This window comes from Paracoccus wurundjeri (genome assembly GCF_030678915.1).
GTDB lineage: Bacteria > Pseudomonadota > Alphaproteobacteria > Rhodobacterales > Rhodobacteraceae > Paracoccus > Paracoccus onubensis_A.
This window is the reverse complement of record NZ_JAUUTZ010000032.1, coordinates 1-16787: the sequence shown is the minus strand read 5'-3', so window position 1 is coordinate 16787 and position 16787 is coordinate 1. Positions and strand designations below refer to the sequence as shown.

General features: G+C 60.2%; 17 protein-coding genes. 7 read left to right on the top strand and 10 right to left on the bottom strand.

Features of this window, described 5'->3' with window-relative positions:
- The first annotated feature begins 6 nt into the window (after nt 1-6).
- From Q0601_RS21595 to Q0601_RS21570, 6 genes are read left to right on the top strand one after another with little or no spacing between them, the layout of a single operon-like run.
- Complete coding sequence (locus Q0601_RS21595; RefSeq protein ID WP_305291996.1) at nt 7-2847, top strand: monovalent cation/H+ antiporter subunit A; 2841 nt, start codon at nt 7-9, stop codon at nt 2845-2847.
- Nucleotides 2847-3233: a Na+/H+ antiporter subunit C gene (locus Q0601_RS21590; protein ID WP_305291994.1), complete on the top strand. Its 387-nt coding sequence runs from the start codon at nt 2847-2849 to the stop codon at nt 3231-3233. The genes Q0601_RS21595 and Q0601_RS21590 overlap by 1 nt, the downstream gene beginning before the upstream one ends.
- A complete protein-coding gene (locus tag Q0601_RS21585) occupies nt 3230-4831 on the top strand; it encodes a monovalent cation/H+ antiporter subunit D (protein ID WP_305291992.1) in 1602 nt (533 codons plus the stop codon). The genes Q0601_RS21590 and Q0601_RS21585 overlap by 4 nt, the downstream gene beginning before the upstream one ends.
- Nucleotides 4828-5319: a Na+/H+ antiporter subunit E gene (locus tag Q0601_RS21580; protein ID WP_305291990.1), complete on the top strand. Its 492-nt coding sequence runs from the start codon at nt 4828-4830 to the stop codon at nt 5317-5319. The genes Q0601_RS21585 and Q0601_RS21580 overlap by 4 nt, the downstream gene beginning before the upstream one ends.
- Nucleotides 5316-5585, top strand: a complete 270-nt coding sequence (locus tag Q0601_RS21575) for a K+/H+ antiporter subunit F (RefSeq protein WP_119750944.1) — start codon at nt 5316-5318, stop codon at nt 5583-5585. The genes Q0601_RS21580 and Q0601_RS21575 overlap by 4 nt, the downstream gene beginning before the upstream one ends.
- A gap of 10 nt (nt 5586-5595) precedes the next feature.
- A complete protein-coding gene (locus tag Q0601_RS21570) occupies nt 5596-6012 on the top strand; it encodes a Na+/H+ antiporter subunit G (RefSeq protein ID WP_370656162.1) in 417 nt (138 codons plus the stop codon).
- Between the two features lie 16 nt (nt 6013-6028).
- On the opposite strand, the gene Q0601_RS21565 is transcribed toward Q0601_RS21570, so the two are convergent.
- The 10 genes from Q0601_RS21565 to coxB form a co-directional block, all read right to left on the bottom strand.
- Nucleotides 6029-7438: an FAD-binding oxidoreductase gene (locus Q0601_RS21565; protein WP_305291988.1), complete on the bottom strand. Its 1410-nt coding sequence runs from the start codon at nt 7436-7438 to the stop codon at nt 6029-6031.
- Between the two features lie 28 nt (nt 7439-7466).
- Nucleotides 7467-8048, bottom strand: coding sequence for a GNAT family N-acetyltransferase (locus Q0601_RS21560; protein WP_305291987.1), 582 nt, complete (start codon nt 8046-8048; stop codon nt 7467-7469).
- Complete coding sequence (locus Q0601_RS21555; RefSeq protein ID WP_305291986.1) at nt 8048-9322, bottom strand: M16 family metallopeptidase; 1275 nt, start codon at nt 9320-9322, stop codon at nt 8048-8050. Before Q0601_RS21555 ends, Q0601_RS21560 begins: the two co-directional genes overlap by 1 nt.
- Entirely contained in the window at nt 9319-10701 is a 1383-nt protein-coding gene (gene thrC, locus Q0601_RS21550) for a threonine synthase (RefSeq protein WP_305291985.1), read from the bottom strand. The genes Q0601_RS21555 and thrC overlap by 4 nt, the downstream gene beginning before the upstream one ends.
- A 10-nt stretch (nt 10702-10711) precedes the next feature.
- Nucleotides 10712-11383, bottom strand: coding sequence for an SURF1 family protein (locus tag Q0601_RS21545; protein WP_305291984.1), 672 nt, complete (start codon nt 11381-11383; stop codon nt 10712-10714).
- 90 nt (nt 11384-11473) lie between these two features.
- Nucleotides 11474-12304, bottom strand: coding sequence for a cytochrome c oxidase subunit 3 (locus tag Q0601_RS21540; protein ID WP_305291983.1), 831 nt, complete (start codon nt 12302-12304; stop codon nt 11474-11476).
- 26 nt (nt 12305-12330) lie between these two features.
- Nucleotides 12331-12894 (bottom strand): cytochrome c oxidase assembly protein, encoded by a 564-nt coding sequence (locus tag Q0601_RS21535; protein ID WP_305291982.1) that lies wholly within the window; start codon nt 12892-12894, stop codon nt 12331-12333.
- Complete coding sequence (locus Q0601_RS21530) at nt 12891-13088, bottom strand: hypothetical protein (RefSeq protein WP_370656161.1); 198 nt, start codon at nt 13086-13088, stop codon at nt 12891-12893. The genes Q0601_RS21535 and Q0601_RS21530 overlap by 4 nt, the downstream gene beginning before the upstream one ends.
- Complete coding sequence (cyoE, locus tag Q0601_RS21525; protein WP_305291979.1) at nt 13088-14005, bottom strand: heme o synthase; 918 nt, start codon at nt 14003-14005, stop codon at nt 13088-13090. The genes Q0601_RS21530 and cyoE overlap by 1 nt, the downstream gene beginning before the upstream one ends.
- Before the next feature lie 25 nt (nt 14006-14030).
- Complete coding sequence (coxB, locus tag Q0601_RS21520; RefSeq protein ID WP_305291977.1) at nt 14031-14930, bottom strand: cytochrome c oxidase subunit II; 900 nt, start codon at nt 14928-14930, stop codon at nt 14031-14033.
- Between the two features lie 200 nt (nt 14931-15130).
- Between coxB and tldD the strand changes: the two genes are divergently transcribed.
- Nucleotides 15131-16555, top strand: coding sequence for a metalloprotease TldD (gene tldD, locus Q0601_RS21515; RefSeq protein ID WP_305291975.1), 1425 nt, complete (start codon nt 15131-15133; stop codon nt 16553-16555).
- Nucleotides 16556-16787 lie beyond the last annotated feature (232 nt).

Sequence of the window (16787 nt, the reverse complement as noted above, 5' to 3'; positions counted from 1 at the left end):
GGACCCATGTCGCCAGCCCTCATCGCCCTGCTGCCTTTCATCGGGGCATTGCTGCCAGGTTTGCTGGTTCGCTCTGGTCGCTCGGTCGCCGCAATGGCTTGCGGAACAGTGACATTGGTCGCACTTCTGGGGCTGCTTCTGCATATCCCGGCCGTCATGCGGGGCGAGGTGATCACCGCCCGTATCGAATGGCTTCCGATGATCCAGCTTAATGCGAATTTTCGGATCGACGGGCTGTCGCTGCTGTTCGGAACACTCATTCTCGGGATCGGGCTGCTGATCATCGCCTATGCCCGATTCTACCTGTCGCGCACGGATCCGGTCGGCAAATTCTACACCTATCTGATGCTGTTCCAGGGCGCGATGATGGGCATCGTTCTGTCGGATAACATCCTGCTTTTGCTGGTGTTTTGGGAACTGACATCGTTGTCGTCCTTCCTGCTGATCGGCTATTGGCGGCATCTTCCCGAAGGTCGCCAGGGCGCACGCATGGCACTAACCGTCACCGGCATGGGCGGCATGGCGATGATCGCCGGGATGATGATCCTCGGCCAGATCGCGGGCAGCTATGACATCAGCGATATTCTTCGGTCGAAAGAGGCGATCCAGTCAAGCGAATGGTACCTGCCTGCCCTGATCCTGATCCTTCTGGGCGCGTTTACCAAATCCGCCCAGTTCCCGTTCCATTTCTGGCTGCCGCATGCCATGGCCGCACCCACGCCGGTTTCGGCCTATCTGCACAGCGCAACCATGGTAAAGGCGGGCCTGTTCCTGATGGCGCGGCTATGGCCAGTGCTGGGAGGTACGCCGGAATGGTTCTGGATCGTCGCGACGACAGGTCTGGTCACCATGCTGATCGGCGCTGTGATCGCGCTGTTCAAGGACGATCTCAAGGCGGTGCTGGCCTTCTCGACCGTCAGTCATCTGGGGCTGATCACCATGCTGCTGGGCTTCGGCACCCGGGAAGCTGCCATCGCCGCCGTCTTCCACATCATCAATCACGCCACCTTCAAGGCCGCGCTTTTCATGACTGCCGGGATCGTCGATCACGAGGCCGGAACCCGCTCGATCCGGCGTCTTGGAGGGTTGCGCAAACTGATGCCCGTAACCTTCGCCATCGGCACGGTGGCCGCGCTGTCCATGGCCGGGATACCGCCGCTCAACGGCTTCCTGTCCAAGGAGATGATGCTGTACGAGGCAAGCCATCTGGAGACCGCGCGGCTGTTCTTCATGGTGGTGGCGACCGTGGCGGCGCTGTTCTCGGTCGGCTATTCGCTGCGCTTCGTCTTTCACGTCTTCACCGGCCCCGAGCGGGACGATTATCCCCACCACCCCCACGATCCGGGGTTCGGCATGTGGGCCGGCCCGGCCTTGCTGACCGTTCTGGTCGTGCTGATCGGTTTGTTCCCGAATACGATGGCCGGCTGGCTTGTCGATGCCTCTGCAAGCGCCGTGACGGGAGAATCCGAACATGCCCATCTCGCATTATGGCACGGGCTGAATGCCGCACTGATCATGTCGCTGATCGCCATAGCGGGCGGTATCATCCTGCTGAGGCGGCATGAACCCGCGTTGAAATCATGGGAATCGGCGCCGCGCCCGGAAGCAAAGGTGATCTTCGATACCATCGTGCAGGCATCGGTGCTGGCGGGACGCTGGATCACGGACAAGTTCAATAACGGCTCGATGCCCCGTGCATTGTCATTCTTTACTCTGACATCGCTGTTTGCGGGCGCTCTGGCCTGGTACACGGGCGATGCGGGACCGCTTACGCGGCCCATGCTGCCCGTCGGCCCGGTACCCTTCATCGGCTGGCTGCTGGCAATGTTCGCGACCGGCAGCATGGTGTTTTTCCACCGGGTACGGCTGCTGGCGCTTGTGCTGATCGCCATTGTCGGGCTGATCACCTCGATTTTCTTCACCTATTTCTCGGCCCCCGACCTTGCTCTGACCCAGATTTCGGTCGAGGTGGTCACGGTGATCCTGCTGCTGCTGGCATTGAACTTCCTGCCCAAGCGCACGCTGATAGAGACAAGCACGCATCGCCGCGGCTGGGACGCCTGTATCGCCACGCTGGCGGGGCTGGGCTTTGGCGGGCTGTGCTATGCCATTCTGCGACGCGATTTCGCCTTTGACTCGATCTCGGGCTATATGCTTGAAAACAGTCATAAGCTGGGCGGAGGCGATAATGTCGTCAATGTCATCCTCGTGGATTTTCGCGGCTATGATACATTTGGCGAGATAACCGTTCTGGGCATTGCAGCGCTTGCGATTTTCGCACTGACGCAAACATTGCTACAGGGCAAATCCTCGGCGCGACTGAAAAACTGGGTGCACGATCAGCGTCGCGCGGGAGATCGGCATCCGATGATGCTGGTGATCGCCACAAGGGTAATCCTGCCGATCTCTCTGGTCGTCGGCCTGTTCATCTTCCTGCGCGGCCATAATCAGCCGGGTGGCGGATTCATCGCCGGTCTGGTCGTCGCCATTGCCCTTCTGATGCAATATATGGCCTCGGGCTATGCATGGGCGCAGGACCGGCAAAACATTCCCTTTCATGCCCTGATCGGTGCCGGCGTGGTTGCCGCGGGCGTGACCGGCATCGGCGCATGGTTCAACGGCAAGCCCTTCCTGACCTCTGCCTATGGCTATGTGAAACTGCCCTTCCTTGAAGAATTCGAACTTGCCACGGCGATGGGTTTCGACCTTGGCGTGTTCCTTTGCGTCGTGGGCGCGGTGATGCTTGCCCTGAACTCGCTAAGCCGGATCGCCCGGCAGGCCGGAGAGACCGTGAACGAAAAACCAATGGATATTGACCTGAGTGAAGAACAGAAAGGAGCCCATTGATGGAGCTTCTCGTCGCGAGCGGTATCGGCGCCTGCATGGCCGCCGGAATTTACCTTATCCTGCGTCTACGTACCTTTGCGGTGGTTCTTGGCATGACCATGATCACATATGCGATCAATACCTTCCTGTTCGCGACGGGAAGGCTGGTCGTGAACCTGCCGCCGATCCTGCATGACGGCGATGCCGCCGCCTATACCGATCCGCTGCCGCAGGCTCTGGTTCTGACTGCGATCGTGATCTCCTTCGGGATGACCGCTGTCGTGGTGATGATGTCTTTGGGCGCGTTTATCGAGGGTGGGGACGATCATATCAACATGCCCCCGGATGACAGGGAGATGCCTCCTCTCAAGACCGTTAACGACCAGCCCGAGGAAGAGCGCGCATGACACCCCACTGGCTGATCGCTCCGGTTCTCGTCCCGGCCATTCTCGGGCCATTGATGATCCTCTGGATGCGTCACGATTTGCTGCAACAGCGGGTATTCGGGGTCATCGGCAGCCTGCTGACACTGATCGTCGCCATCAAGCTGAACGTCATGGCGGCGGGCGGAGAGGTTATCGTCTATCGGCTGGGCAACTGGCCCGCGCCCTTCGGTATCGTACTGATGCTGGACAAGCTGGCGGCCTTGATGCTTTTGCTGACGGGCATTCTGGCGGTGATCGTGCAGCTTTACGGTATCGGCTCTGGCTGGGATCGCAAAGGCTGGCATTTCCACTCGCTCTGGATGTTCCAGCTGATGGGCATCAACGGCGCCTTCATGACGGGCGACGCTTTCAACCTGTTCGTGTTCTTCGAGATATTGCTGATCGCCAGCTATGGTCTGATGACTCATGGCGGCGGCCCGATGCGTCTGCGCGCAGGGGTACAGTATATCGGCTATAATCTTGCCGGATCGGCATTGTTTCTTGCCGCGCTCGGCACGCTTTATGCGGTGACGGGCACACTGAACATGGCCGACATGGCCGAGCGTGTCGCCATGATGGAGCCACAGGATACCGCGTTGCTGCGGACCGGCGCGGTGCTGCTGATGCTGGTCTTCGCGATCAAGGCGGCCATCGTGCCGCTGCATTTCTGGCTGCCCTCGACCTATGCCAATGCCCCCGGGCCGGTCGCAGCGCTGTTCGCGATCATGTCCAAGGTCGGGATCTATGCGATCATCCGGTTCTTCACGCTGGTCTTTCCAAGCGATTCCGTGGTCGAGACCATCGCCACCGATCTTCTGCTGCCCGCCGCCCTCATCACCCTGATCCTGGGACAGCTCGGGGTGCTGGGGACACGAAGCCTGACACGGCTTGCAGCATTTGCCGCCATCGCCTCGATCGGGACGTTAGTTATCTCGATCGCGCGGTTTGACGTGCAGGGGCTGACAGCGGGGCTGTATTACATGCTGCATTCGACGCTGGCGGCGGCGGCGCTGTTTCTGGTCGTCGATCTTGTCGCCGCCCGTCGCGGAGGCGATTTCTGGCTGCGCCAACGCCCCGCGATCCGCAATACCGGCCTTGTCTCGGCGCTTTTCTTCGTCACGGCGATTGCCGTTGTCGGATTGCCGCCGCTATCGGGCTTCCTTGGCAAACTGCTGATCATCCGGGCCACCGCCACGGATCCCTGGGTGGCAGTGATCTGGACCGTGATCCTTGTCACCTCGGTGATTTCGCTGGTCGGCTTCGGCCGCGCCGGCTCGATCCTGTTCTGGAAGGCACATGAACTAGATCCGGAACCCGGAAACGACACCGACGAAGGCGAGCGCCCCGTGCGAGGTCCGATCCCGACAAAGCTGGAATCCGACGAGCCGATTCAGGATGTCGATGATTCCGCGGCACCGTGGCTGGCCTTTCTTGCCGTTGGCGGATTGCTGGCGGGCAGTGTGGCCATGACGGTCTTCGCCGGACCTCTGACCGGTTATCTTCAGCACATGGCCGAGCAACTGACCCAGCCCGAACTCTATTATGATTCCGTGCTGCGCATGCAGGAGGGCGCCAGATGATCCGCCGCATCTTTCCTCACCCCTATCTGTCGGCGCTTCTGGTTCTGGTCTGGATGCTGCTGGTCAATCGCTTTGCATGGGGTTCACTGGTTTTTGCGGTGATCCTCAGCATTGCCATCCCTGCCCTGACAGAGCCCTATTGGCCGGACCGCGCCAGAATCCGCAATCCGCGCAAGCTGCTGGCCTATATCACACTGGTATTCTGGGATATCGTCGTCGCCAATATCCAGGTGGCAATGATCGTGCTGTTCAAACCCAACCGCGATCTGCAACCGGCATGGGTCACCATTCCTCTGGAATTGCGCTCGCCCGAAGCGATTACCGTGCTGGCCGCGACGATCACCCTGACACCCGGAACAGTCAGTGCGGACCTGTCACAGGATGGCCATGCCCTGCTGGTGCATTGTCTGCACGCCCCCGATCCGGAATCGGTGATCGAGGATATCAAGACCCGTTACGAAGCACGGCTGATGGAGATTTTCGGATGATCGAATACGCGCTTTATTTCGCCTTCTGCTGCTTTGGGCTTGGCCTTCTGTTCTGCCTGTATCGCATCTTGTTCGCCCCCGGGGTCAGCGATCGGATTCTGGCTTTGGACACGATGACCGTCAATATGATCGCCGTGATCGCGCTGTTCGGGATCCTGCATGATACGACGATGTATTTCGAGATCATGATGCTTCTGGCCATGGTCGGCTTCGTTTCGACCGTGGCTTATGCGAAATTCATCCTGCGCGGCGATGTGATCGAATGAGGGAACGGACATGAGCATGATTGCGGAAATCCTTATCAGTGCCCTTCTGGTCATTGGCGGTCTGTTCGGGGTGATCGGTTCTTACGGGCTGGTCAAACTTCCCGATCAGATGACCCGTCTGCACGCGCCGACGAAGGCCGCGACACTTGGCGTCGGCGGTGTTCTTCTGGCGTCGCTTGCCTGGTTCGCCTTTTTCGGAGAACATCCAAGCTGGCATGAATTACTGATCACGCTGTTCCTCTTTGTGACCGCGCCGATCACCGGCCTGATGATCGCCAAATCCCATATGCATCTGAGCTGGCGCGCCGATGAATTGCCGGATTGCGGCGAGGATCAGAACTGGGCGACCTATGGCGCTTCAGCCGAGCGCAGCCTTGTCGGAAACGGCACGGAAAATGACAGTACCGACCGTGACATGCGGGAATAAAGCACGTCGCATCTGTTCAGCGTGATGCAGATAATACCGCCCCCGGATTCATAATCCCGTACGGATCGAGTGCCTGTTTGATTGCCCGCATCGCGGCAAGTCGGGTCGGATCGCCCCAGCGTTCCAGATCGGCAACCTTCAGACGCCCTACCCCATGCTCGGCCGAGAATGAACCGCCACGCGCAAGCACCATTTCATGCACGGCAAAAGATAACCCGCTGCGGATATCGGCATATTCCGCGCGTGTTCGGCCCGGGGCCGGAAACAGATTGTAATGCAGGTTTCCATCACCCAGATGGCCGAAACAATTGATCCGCATATCGCCGCGATCCGCCAGCATGGCACCCGCATCCCGGATGAAACCGGCGATTTCGGACAAGGGCAGACTTATATCATGGCTGGCGATGGCACCCACCGCGCGATTCGCGTGGGGAATATCTTCGCGTATATTCCACAGTTCCGCCGCCTGTTGCCCGGATTGCGCGATGACGCCGTCACTGACCAGCCCCGCTTCGGATCCGGCCATGAACAGACCTTCCAACGCCTCATCGGCGGCAAGGCCCGCAGGCAGGCCGACCTCGATCAGCACGACCCATTCGGGAGGCGATGCAAAGGGTTGCCGCAGATTTGGGAAATGCTCTTGCAGGAAATCAAGCCCCACGCCCGAGATCAGTTCAAACGCGGACACTCCCCCGGCCATGCGCGATTGCGCGATCGAAAGAAGCTGCAGCGCCGCATCCGGGCTTTCCACAACCAGCATGGCCACGCCGGACTCGGCCGGAACCGGCGCCATGACCAGCGAGGCGGCGGTAATGATTCCCAGCGTCCCCTCGGCCCCGATCAGAAGATCGCGCAGATCGTAGCCGGTATTATCCTTCCGCAACCGTTTGAGGTCGCGCATGATCTCGCCCGATGGCAGGACAGCCTCGATGCCAAGACATAAGGTCCGCGCATTGCCATAGCGCAGGACATTCACGCCGCCCGCATTCGTGGAAAGCACCCCGCCGATCTGCGCCGTTCCCTGCGACGCAAGCGACAAGGGAAACTGCCGCCCCGCCCCGGCCGCCGCATCGCGGGTCTGCTGCACCGTAGCGCCCGCCTCGGCCAATATCACGTTCTCATCCGGATAAATCTCGCGGATCGCATTCATGCGCTCAAGTGACAGGACCAGCGGCGCAGGCCCATCAGGCATGACCTGCCCACCGACAAGCCCGGTTCCCCCGCCACGCGGCACGATTGGCACCCGCATTTCGGCGCAGACTCGCAGGATTGCGGCCACTTCGCCGCTATCCCGGGGCGCGGCAACCAGCCCCGCCTGACCGATGAACAACCCGCGCGCCTCTTCGGTATAGGCGGGCGTGACCTCCCGCAGAACTCCTTGGGGAAGGCGTGCAGCCAGCCTGTCATCGGCGGGGTTCAGGGTCATGTTCATCTCCTTGCTGGTCGGGCGGCGGTCAACGCGCTTCGCTACGCCCCCGCCTGTCGCCACGCAGATTGGCGTAAAGCACATGGTTTCGCCAGCGGCCATTGATCTGCAGATAGCTTTGCGCGACGCCTTCATATTTGAAGCCCGAACGCTCCAACACGCCGCGCGATGCGGCGTTTTCAGGCAGGCATGCCGCCTCGATCCGGGACAGGTCCAGCGTCGTGAAAGCGTGATGGACAAGGGCGCCGATCGCTTCGCGCATATAGCCCTGCCGCGCAAAGCCCTGCCCGACCCAATAGCCGATGGTTCCCATCTGTGCCGGCCCGCGACGGATATTGTCCAGCGTGATCGCGCCCAGGATGGCCCCGTCCCGACGCATCAGGAACAATGGCAGGGCGGTCCCGTTCCGGCTTGCCCGTGCCGCCCAATAAACCCGATTGGTAAAGCTTTTGCGCGTCAGGTGATCGGGTGACCAGACCGGCTCCCAAGGGGTCAGGAAATCACGGCTTTCCACCCGCAGGTCGCGCCATGCCTTGAAATCGGAATGCGCAGGCAGACGCAGCGTCATCCGTTCTGTTTCCAGCCGGATGGGACGTCGCCTGAACAGCATCACGCAGCCAGTCTGTCCGCCAACTCCTCGCGCGCAGGAGCAGAGGATACAGGACCATAAAGCGCCAATGCCGGGCGCGCCCGGGCGATCAGGCGCGACGCATGATCACGAACATCGTTCAGGGTAACCGCCGCAACCCGTTCCGCCACTTCGGCCGGATCCGCCACCCGGCCCCAGATCGCCAGCACCCGCGCAATGCGTTCTGCCTGCGCCGAGGGGCTTTCCAGCCCCATCAGCAATCCGGCGCGAAGTTGCGCCTTGGCTCTGGCGATTTCGGTTTCCGACATATCCTCGGCGGCGCGCTTGATCTCATCGATGGTCAGCCGGGCAAGATCGGCGACATCATCGCCGCCGGTGCCCGCATAGATCGTCATCATGCCCGTATCGTCATGGAAACCCGCCTGCGCAAAGATCGTATAGCACAGGCCACGCTCTTCCCGGATTTTCTGGAACAGGCGCGAGGACATGCCTCCGCCAAGCCCGGCCGAGAATATCTGTGCGGCATAGAAATCCGGCGAAAGATAACCCGGGCCTTCCAGCGCAAGGGCGAAATGCGCCTGTTCAAGCTGCTTGACGTTCCGGACCTCGCGCCCCTGCCAGACAGCGGCTTCCCGCTGTGGCTGAAGGATCGGAACAAGATGCCCAAAAGCCGCTTCGGCCAGTTTCACCATGCGGTCATGGTCGACCGCCCCCGCCGCTGCGACGATCATCTGTCCGGGGCCGTAATTCTCGGCCACGAAACCGGCCAGATCGGTGCGGCCAAAGCTGCTGACCTTCTCTGCCGGGCCCAAAATCGGGCGGCCGATGGCCTGATCGGGATAGGCTGCCTCTTGCAGCCAGTCGAAGATCACATCATCGGGCGTGTCCAGAGATTGCCCGATCTCCTGAAGGATCACGCCACGCTCTACCTCGATCTCGCGGGAGTCGAAAACCGGGTTCAGCACGATATCCGAGATCACGTCGAAAGCCAGATCGACATCGGCCTCCAGCACCCGCACATAATAGGCGGTCACATCGCGCGACGTATAGGCATTGATGAAGCCGCCCACATCCTCGATCGTCTCGGCGATCTGCAAGGCGCTGCGGGTTTTGGTGCCCTTGAAGGCCATATGCTCAAGGAAATGGGCAATGCCGTTCTGCTCGACCCGCTCATTCCGCCCGCCCGCATTGACCCAGACGCCAAGGGCGGTGGAATGCAGCCCCGGCATCTGCCGTGTGGCAATCCGCAAACCGTTGGAAAGGGTCGTCAGGCGAAGATGGGGATCGGTGGTCAATTCGTTCTCCGTTCAAGAATCAGGGATTTGAGCGCTTCGGTATCATTCTCGACCCGGGTTACATGTTCGGGCAGGTCGAACAGACCAGCCATATGCGGAGGCAGCGCAGGCCGGAAGCCGACGGCCTTTTCGACCGCATCGGGAAATTTCGCCGGATGCGCAGTCGCCAGTGTCACCATCGGCACGCCCTGCTCCATATGCTGACGGGCCACGGCCACGCCAACGGCGCTATGCGGACAGAGAACCTCGCCGGTTTCCTCGCGGATGGTGCGGATCATCGCCAATGTCTCATCCTCGGAGACCCGGCCCGAGGCATAGAGTTCGCGCAAAGCCTGCAACGCGCCCTGACTGATGGTGAAACCGCCGGATTTCAACTCATCCATCAATTGCCGGATCGCCCCGCTATCCTTACCATAAGCCAGATACAGCGCCCGTTCGAAATTGGAACTGATCTGGATATCCATCGAGGGCGAGATCGAGGGTTCAACCGTACCGACCCGGTATTCACCACTGGTTAGCGCCCGGTGCAAGATGTCATTCTGATTGGTGGCAACGATCAGACGACGGATCGGCAAGCCCATCTCACGCGCGAATGAACCGGCCAGAATATCGCCGAAATTGCCGGTCGGCACGGTGAAATCAAGCAGGCGGCCCGGCGCGCCAAGGCTGACGGCGGCGGTGAAATAATAAACGATCTGCGCGACGACACGCGCCCAGTTGATGCTGTTCACACCCGCAAGTCCGACAGTGTCGCGGAAATCGTGGTCGTTGAACAAATCCTTCAGCCGTGCCTGACAATCGTCGAAATGACCGGTGACGGCAAGCGCATGGATATTGGCGGCGTCGGGCGTGGTCATCTGCCTCCGCTGCACCTCGGAGACGCGGCCATGCGGGAACATGATGAAGACCTCGACATTGTCGATCCCCTTGAACGCCTCGATCGCCGCGCTGCCTGTATCGCCCGAAGTCGCCCCCACGATCGTGATCCGCTGTCCCGAACGCTTCAACGCAATCTCGAAGAGTTGCGCGATAAGCTGCATCGCGAAATCCTTGAAGGCCAGTGTAGGGCCGTGGAACAGCTCCAAAAGGTGATGACCGGGTGCTAGCTGTTTCAGTGGCGCCCGGGCCGCATGATTAATGCGCCCGTATGCGCGGGAAATTGCGCCCCGCAATTCATCATCCGTAAAGCATTCGCCGGTAAAGGGCCGGATCACCCGGAACGCGACCTCTTCATAGGGCAGCCCCTCGAGCGCAGCGATATCCGTCAGTTCCGGCACGGACTCGGGCAGATACAACCCACCGTCACGGGCCAGTCCGGACAACATAGCCTGCTCGAAATCCAGAACCGGGGCTTGTCCCCGCGTCGAGACGTAACGCATTCGCATTCCTTCAATAAGTCCGCTGTCTGATACGCCAGATCAGCCCGGCTGTCATCCCTGCCCAGACAACGGCGATCATGAACCATTGTACCGCGTAAGACAGGTGGTTGTTCGGTATGCCCTCTATCGCGACCGGGATCGGCTCTGCCCCCTGCGCATCGCCCCTGACAAAGCTGGCGACAACAAGGATCGGTTCGGTCCTCAATATCTCGGCCATGGCGGGCACGTCGCGGGCGAACCAGATGTTTTCTTCCAGATTTGGCGCGGGCGTGGAGCTGCTTTTCTCATCCGGCCAATGCAGATTCCCCCGAATCTCCATCCGCACCGGGCCACGCTTCTGATGTCGCGCCTCCTGAGGAATGAAGCCCCGGTCGACCATAATCGCCCGTCCGTCATCGGTGATGAAACGCGACACGATCTGATAACCGCCGCCCTGATCCTTGGTATGAGACAGGATATCGATCTCATCGCCGCTTGTGGTGCCGCTGACCGTGACCGGCAGATATTTCATCGAAGGGTCGGGATTTTCGGGCAACGGCGCGGCCGGCGCGTCGATCTTGGCCTGGATCTCGGCCAGCATTCCCTCTTTCCAATCCAGACGCTGCAACTGCCAGACGCCAAGAGCGATCAGGATGGCACATCCAAGGATACCAAGGATCAGGGGAAAGAGATAGCGGCGCATGAATAACGGAAAAGCCTTCGATAAAGGGCCTGGCCCAAAAGAAAACGGCGCGGGAAGATACCCCGCGCCGTCGGAATTGTCTGCCGGGGATCAGCTTCCCCAGATATAGACCACAGCGAACAGGAACAGCCAGACCACATCGACGAAGTGCCAGTACCAGGCCGCGGCCTCGAACCCGACATGTTGCTCCTGGGTCATTTGTCCACGCGAAAAGCGGATCAGGCAGACCAGCAGGAAGATCGTTCCGATGATGACGTGGAAACCATGGAAGCCCGTCGCCATGTAAAACGCGCCGGCATAGGCGGTATCAGCCAGTCCGAATGCGGCATGGCTGTATTCATATGCCTGCAGGATCGAGAAGAACACGCCCAGAACAACCGCAACGATGAGGCCGCGAATAACGGTCTTGCGATCCCCCTCATGCACCCATGCATGGTGCGCCCAGGTAACGGCCACACCGGACAGCAGCAGGATCAACGTGTTGATGAACGGCAGATGCCAGGCGTCAAAGGTCACGATACCTTCCGGTGGCCAGACGCCATCCTTCAGCGGGCTTTCCGGGCCCATCGGATACATCGCGTTCTTGATGAAGTTCCAGAACCAGGCGACGAAGAACATCACTTCCGAGATGATGAACAGGAGGAAACCATATTGCAGGCCGATGCGGACCACTGGCGTATGATCACCGCTTTCGCCTTCGCGGACGACATCGGACCACCAGCTGAACATGACATACAGCACACCGGCAAGACCGATCAGGAACAGCCAGGGGCCCGAGACCGGGATCTTGAAAAGATGCACTTCATCGGCATGCATCCAGCCAACGGCACCGTACAGCATCAGAAACGCCGACAACGCGCCGATAGCGGGCCAGATAGAGGGCGGAAGAATATGATAATCGTGGTTCTTTGCGTGCGCCATATGTGAGTCCCCGTCGGCTCCTCGGATCAGTTGACGTTACTTGCCGGTTCCGCGTCAAGCGCGGCCTGCTTCGGTTCGGTCCGGTGGAAGGTGTAGGACAGTGTGATGTCCCGCACCCAGCTTGCATCGGCATCGCCGACCATTTCCGGATCGACGTAGAAATTGACCGGCATTTCCACCCGTTCACCCGGCTCCAGCGTTTGCTCGGTAAAGCAGAAGCACTGGATTTTGCTGAAATAATATCCCGCCACATCCGGCGCAACATTATAACTGGCCGTACCGGTGATTGTCTCGTCTGTATTGTTCACGGCCTCGTAGAAGGCCATCGCATTCTCACCGATGCGAACATCCATCTTTGTCTGCATGGGACGGAAGGTCCAGCCAAGATCGCCGTCGACATTAGCGTCAAAGCGAACACGAACGACTTCCTCCAGCACGTCATCGGGCGCCTGGGTTGAAACCTGTGTCGTTCCGGCAAAGCCTGTGACCCTGCAGAACCAGTTATAGAACGGAACGGCCGCCCATGCGAGCGCGCCCATCGTCAACACGACGGCGACAAGGCCGAATAGGGTGCGGGTATCACGGTTCATTCGCTTGCCTCATCCTGTGGCACGATTGATGTGCGCGGCTGATGGTCGAAAGCCTCCATCAGGTCGCCCTGACGCACCTTGACCACGGTCAGAGCAAAAACCAATGCGACAAATGCGGCCAACACCAGCCCAAGCCCCACATTGCGCGAGCGCCGGCGGCGGTGCAGTTCATGTTCGGTCTGAAACTGCCGCATCACCATGCCCCCACCCAATGCTGGACCATAAGGGCCAGGAAATGCAGGAACAGGTAATATAGCGACAGTTTGAACACCCGTCTTTCGACAGCGTAATTATCGGCAATCGCCGTTTCTTCGCTCCGGCGCATGATCTGCCAGCCGCCACGAATGAACAGCACGTTCAGCACCAGGGCCACCGCAAGATAGATCGGACCGCCGACCGAGGTCAGCCCAAGCCAAAGCGCGAAAGGCGCCAATACAAGCGTATAGCCAAAGATATGGCGGCGAGTGACGGCGCGGCCATGCGTGACCGTCAGCATCGGAACGCCCGCCTTGTGATAATCCTCTTTCATGAACAGCGCGAGCGCCCAGAAATGCGGCGGCGTCCAGAAGAAGATCAACGCGAACATCAGGAACGACTCGACGCTGATTCCGCCAGTTGCGCTGGCCCAGCCGATCATCGGAGGAAATGCCCCTGCGGCACCGCCGATCACGATGTTCTGCGGCGTCCAGCGTTTCAGCCATATCGTGTAAATGACGGCATAGAAGAATATGGTGAAGGCCAGGAACCCGGCGGCAAACCAGTTCGCCGTCAGCCCCAGCATCATGACCGCGATCACCGTCAGGCCAAGGCCAAGGCCAAGCGCCTCTCCCCCTGACACGCGACCCGAAGGAATCGGGCGCCCCCGCGTGCGATTCATCACGGCGTCGATATCTGCATCATACCACATGTTCAATGCGCCCGACGCACCGCCCCCAAGGGCGATGAAAAGGACCGAGCAGAAAACAAGGAAAGGATGCATCGGCACAGGCGCGACCCACAGCCCGACAAAAGCCGTGAACACCACAAGTGACATCACCCGAGGCTTCAGCAGCGCGACAAAGTCGCCGAACTCTGCCTCGGGGGTGTGATCATATGCGTGGGTATCAGACATTCCTGCGCGTTTCTGTATTAGGAGATCAGTTGGCCGAGGCCACTGCGACCCCGGAATCATCCATCAGGGCAGCCTGCTCTTCTTCGCTGAGCGAACCGCCCTGTTCTTCTACCCAGGCGATATATTTCTCGGGCGCGACGGCTTTCACGACGATGGGCATATAGGCATGGTTGATCCCGCAAAGCTCGCTGCACTGACCGAAATACACGCCTTCTTCCTCGACATTGAACCAGGCTTGCGCGATCCGGCCCGGAACGGCGTCCTGCTTGATCGCGAAAGCGGGAATGGTCCAGCTGTGGATCACGTCATTCGCGGTGACCTGCAGAAGAACGGTCTTGCCGACGGGCACCACGACCTCGGTATCGGTAGCGAGAAGGTATTCATCCTCGCTGTAACCGTTATCGGCCAGTTCCTCCTTGGTCAGCATGATCGAATCGAAGCTGACTTCATTGTCGGGATATTCATAGGACCAGTACCACTGGTTACCGATCGCCTTGATAACCACATCCGGGTTCGGCGGCATTTCCTGACTGCGGAACAGCGCCGGAAGCGAGAAGGCGCCAATCACGACAAGGATCAGCACGGGCACCAGCGTCCAGACGATCTCGACCGGGGTATTATGGGTGAATTTCGCCGGAACCGGATTCGAACGGCTGTTGTAGCGGAGGATGACGATCAGCAGCAGAGCGCAGACGAAAAGCGTGATCACCGCAATAATGATCAGCACGAAATGATCCAGCCATTGCTGGTCCCGCGCCAGTTCGGTCACAGCGGGCTGAAAGCCCGTACCCTTGGCGACCGGCTTGCCGATCACCGGCAGCTCTCCCAAAACATCCTGCGCGAAAGCCGCACTGGTCAGTAAGCCTGTTCCTGCCAGTCCCGTTACTGTTGCAGCTGCACGCCGAATCATCGCTTTTGCCATCATTCCATCCCGTCGCGTTTGGTGAGGCCGGTATGGCCGCAGGGGCCGCGCAAGGCCGCCCCTTTCCCTTTCACATAGACCGTTCTATGACCATATCTCAGCCTCTCGGGCAAGTGATACATCGGTATTTGAAGCGAAATTCACCGCATCTCGCTGCGAAAGAACAAAATTACACGGCCCGCCATCAACGGAGTTGCCCGCCCATGAATCGCGACCAGTTCGACCCGTTTGCCCAGTCTCTTGATCGGGACGAAGCCCTGACAATCCTGCAGGACGCCGTTGCCGGCGCAGATGATGGCGAGTTGTTTTTCGAAAGAACCACCGCCGAAACGCTGGTGTTCGATGACGGCCGGTTGCGCAATTCCAGCTATACGGCGAATCGCGGCTTTGGCCTAAGAGCAGTGCGGGGCGAGGTTACAGGCTACGCTCATTCTACTGAAATCACTAAGGAATCTTTACGAAGGGCGGCAGAAACCGCACGGCTTGCCGTGGGCTCGGGTGGCGGCAAACTGGCTGATCCCGCACCGATGCGGGCCACGTCGCTTTATGCCCCGATCGACCCGGCGGGGGGTATTCCGATCGCCCGGAGAATCGAGCTGCTGCGGGAAATCGACGCTTATGCACGGGCCAGGGATCCCCGGGTCGTACAGGTGACCGCCTCCATCGCCTCGTCACTGCAGGAGGTGACGATCCTGCGCCCTGAAGGCGGACTGGTCACCGATATCCGGCCGATGGCGCGACTGAATGTCGCAGTCATCGTCGAGAATAACGATCGCCGCGAATCCGGCAATCACGGAGGCGGCGGACGCGTATCGCTGAACGGGTTGATGGAGCCCGCGCATTGGCAGCCCGCCATAGATGAGGCCCTGCGGATCGCCCTTGTGAATCTGCGCTCGGTGCCTGCACCCGCTGGGGTGATGGACGTGGTGCTGGGGCCGGGCTGGCCCGGAATCCTGTTGCACGAGGCCGTGGGGCACGGGTTGGAAGGGGATTTCAACCGCAAGAAAGCATCGGCATTCGCGGGGCTGATGGGGCAGCGCGTGGCCGCCCCGGGGGTGACCGTCGTGGATGACGGGACCATTCCCGACCGCCGCGGTTCTCTCAGCGTCGATGACGAGGGAACCCCTCCGGCCCGGAACGTGCTGATCGAGGACGGTATCCTTGTCGGCTACATGCAGGACCGCCAGAACGCCCGGCTGATGGGGGTCGAGCCGACCGGCAATGGCCGTCGCGAAAGCTATGCCCATGCCCCCATGCCACGCATGACCAATACCTATATGCCCGGCGGCGACGCCGATCCCGCGGCGATCCTTTCCGATCTGAAGGATGGCATCTACGCCGTGGGCTTCGGCGGCGGACAGGTTGATATCACCAACGGCAAATTCGTCTTCTCCTGCACCGAGGCCTACCGTGTGCATAACGGCCAGATCGGAGACTCAATTCGTGGCGCGACCCTGATCGGAGACGGCGCGACCGCGTTGCAGCATATTCGCGCCGTCGGCAATGACATGGCGCTTGACCCCGGAATCGGCAATTGCGGCAAGCAGGGACAATGGGTGCCGGTCGGGGTTGGCCAACCCACGCTGATGATTGGCGGATTGACGGTCGGAGGGTCGGCGAAAGGGTAACCCGGAAACACGCGGAACCGGCGTGATTGCCGGCGGCGTATCGTGCCAAAGGCTATTTTTGCTCTGACTTTCCTTTCAACCATTTATTAACGAATCAGTGGTTATCCTTGCCTCAGGATGAAGCAGAGGCAGTTCATGGATACCGGTTTCGTTCCGCCCGCCCCGCGTCCCCCGGGCGGGTTTACGCATGTCCGGGCCCACGAGGCGAGGCAGGGGGGCGGTTGGCGGCGTG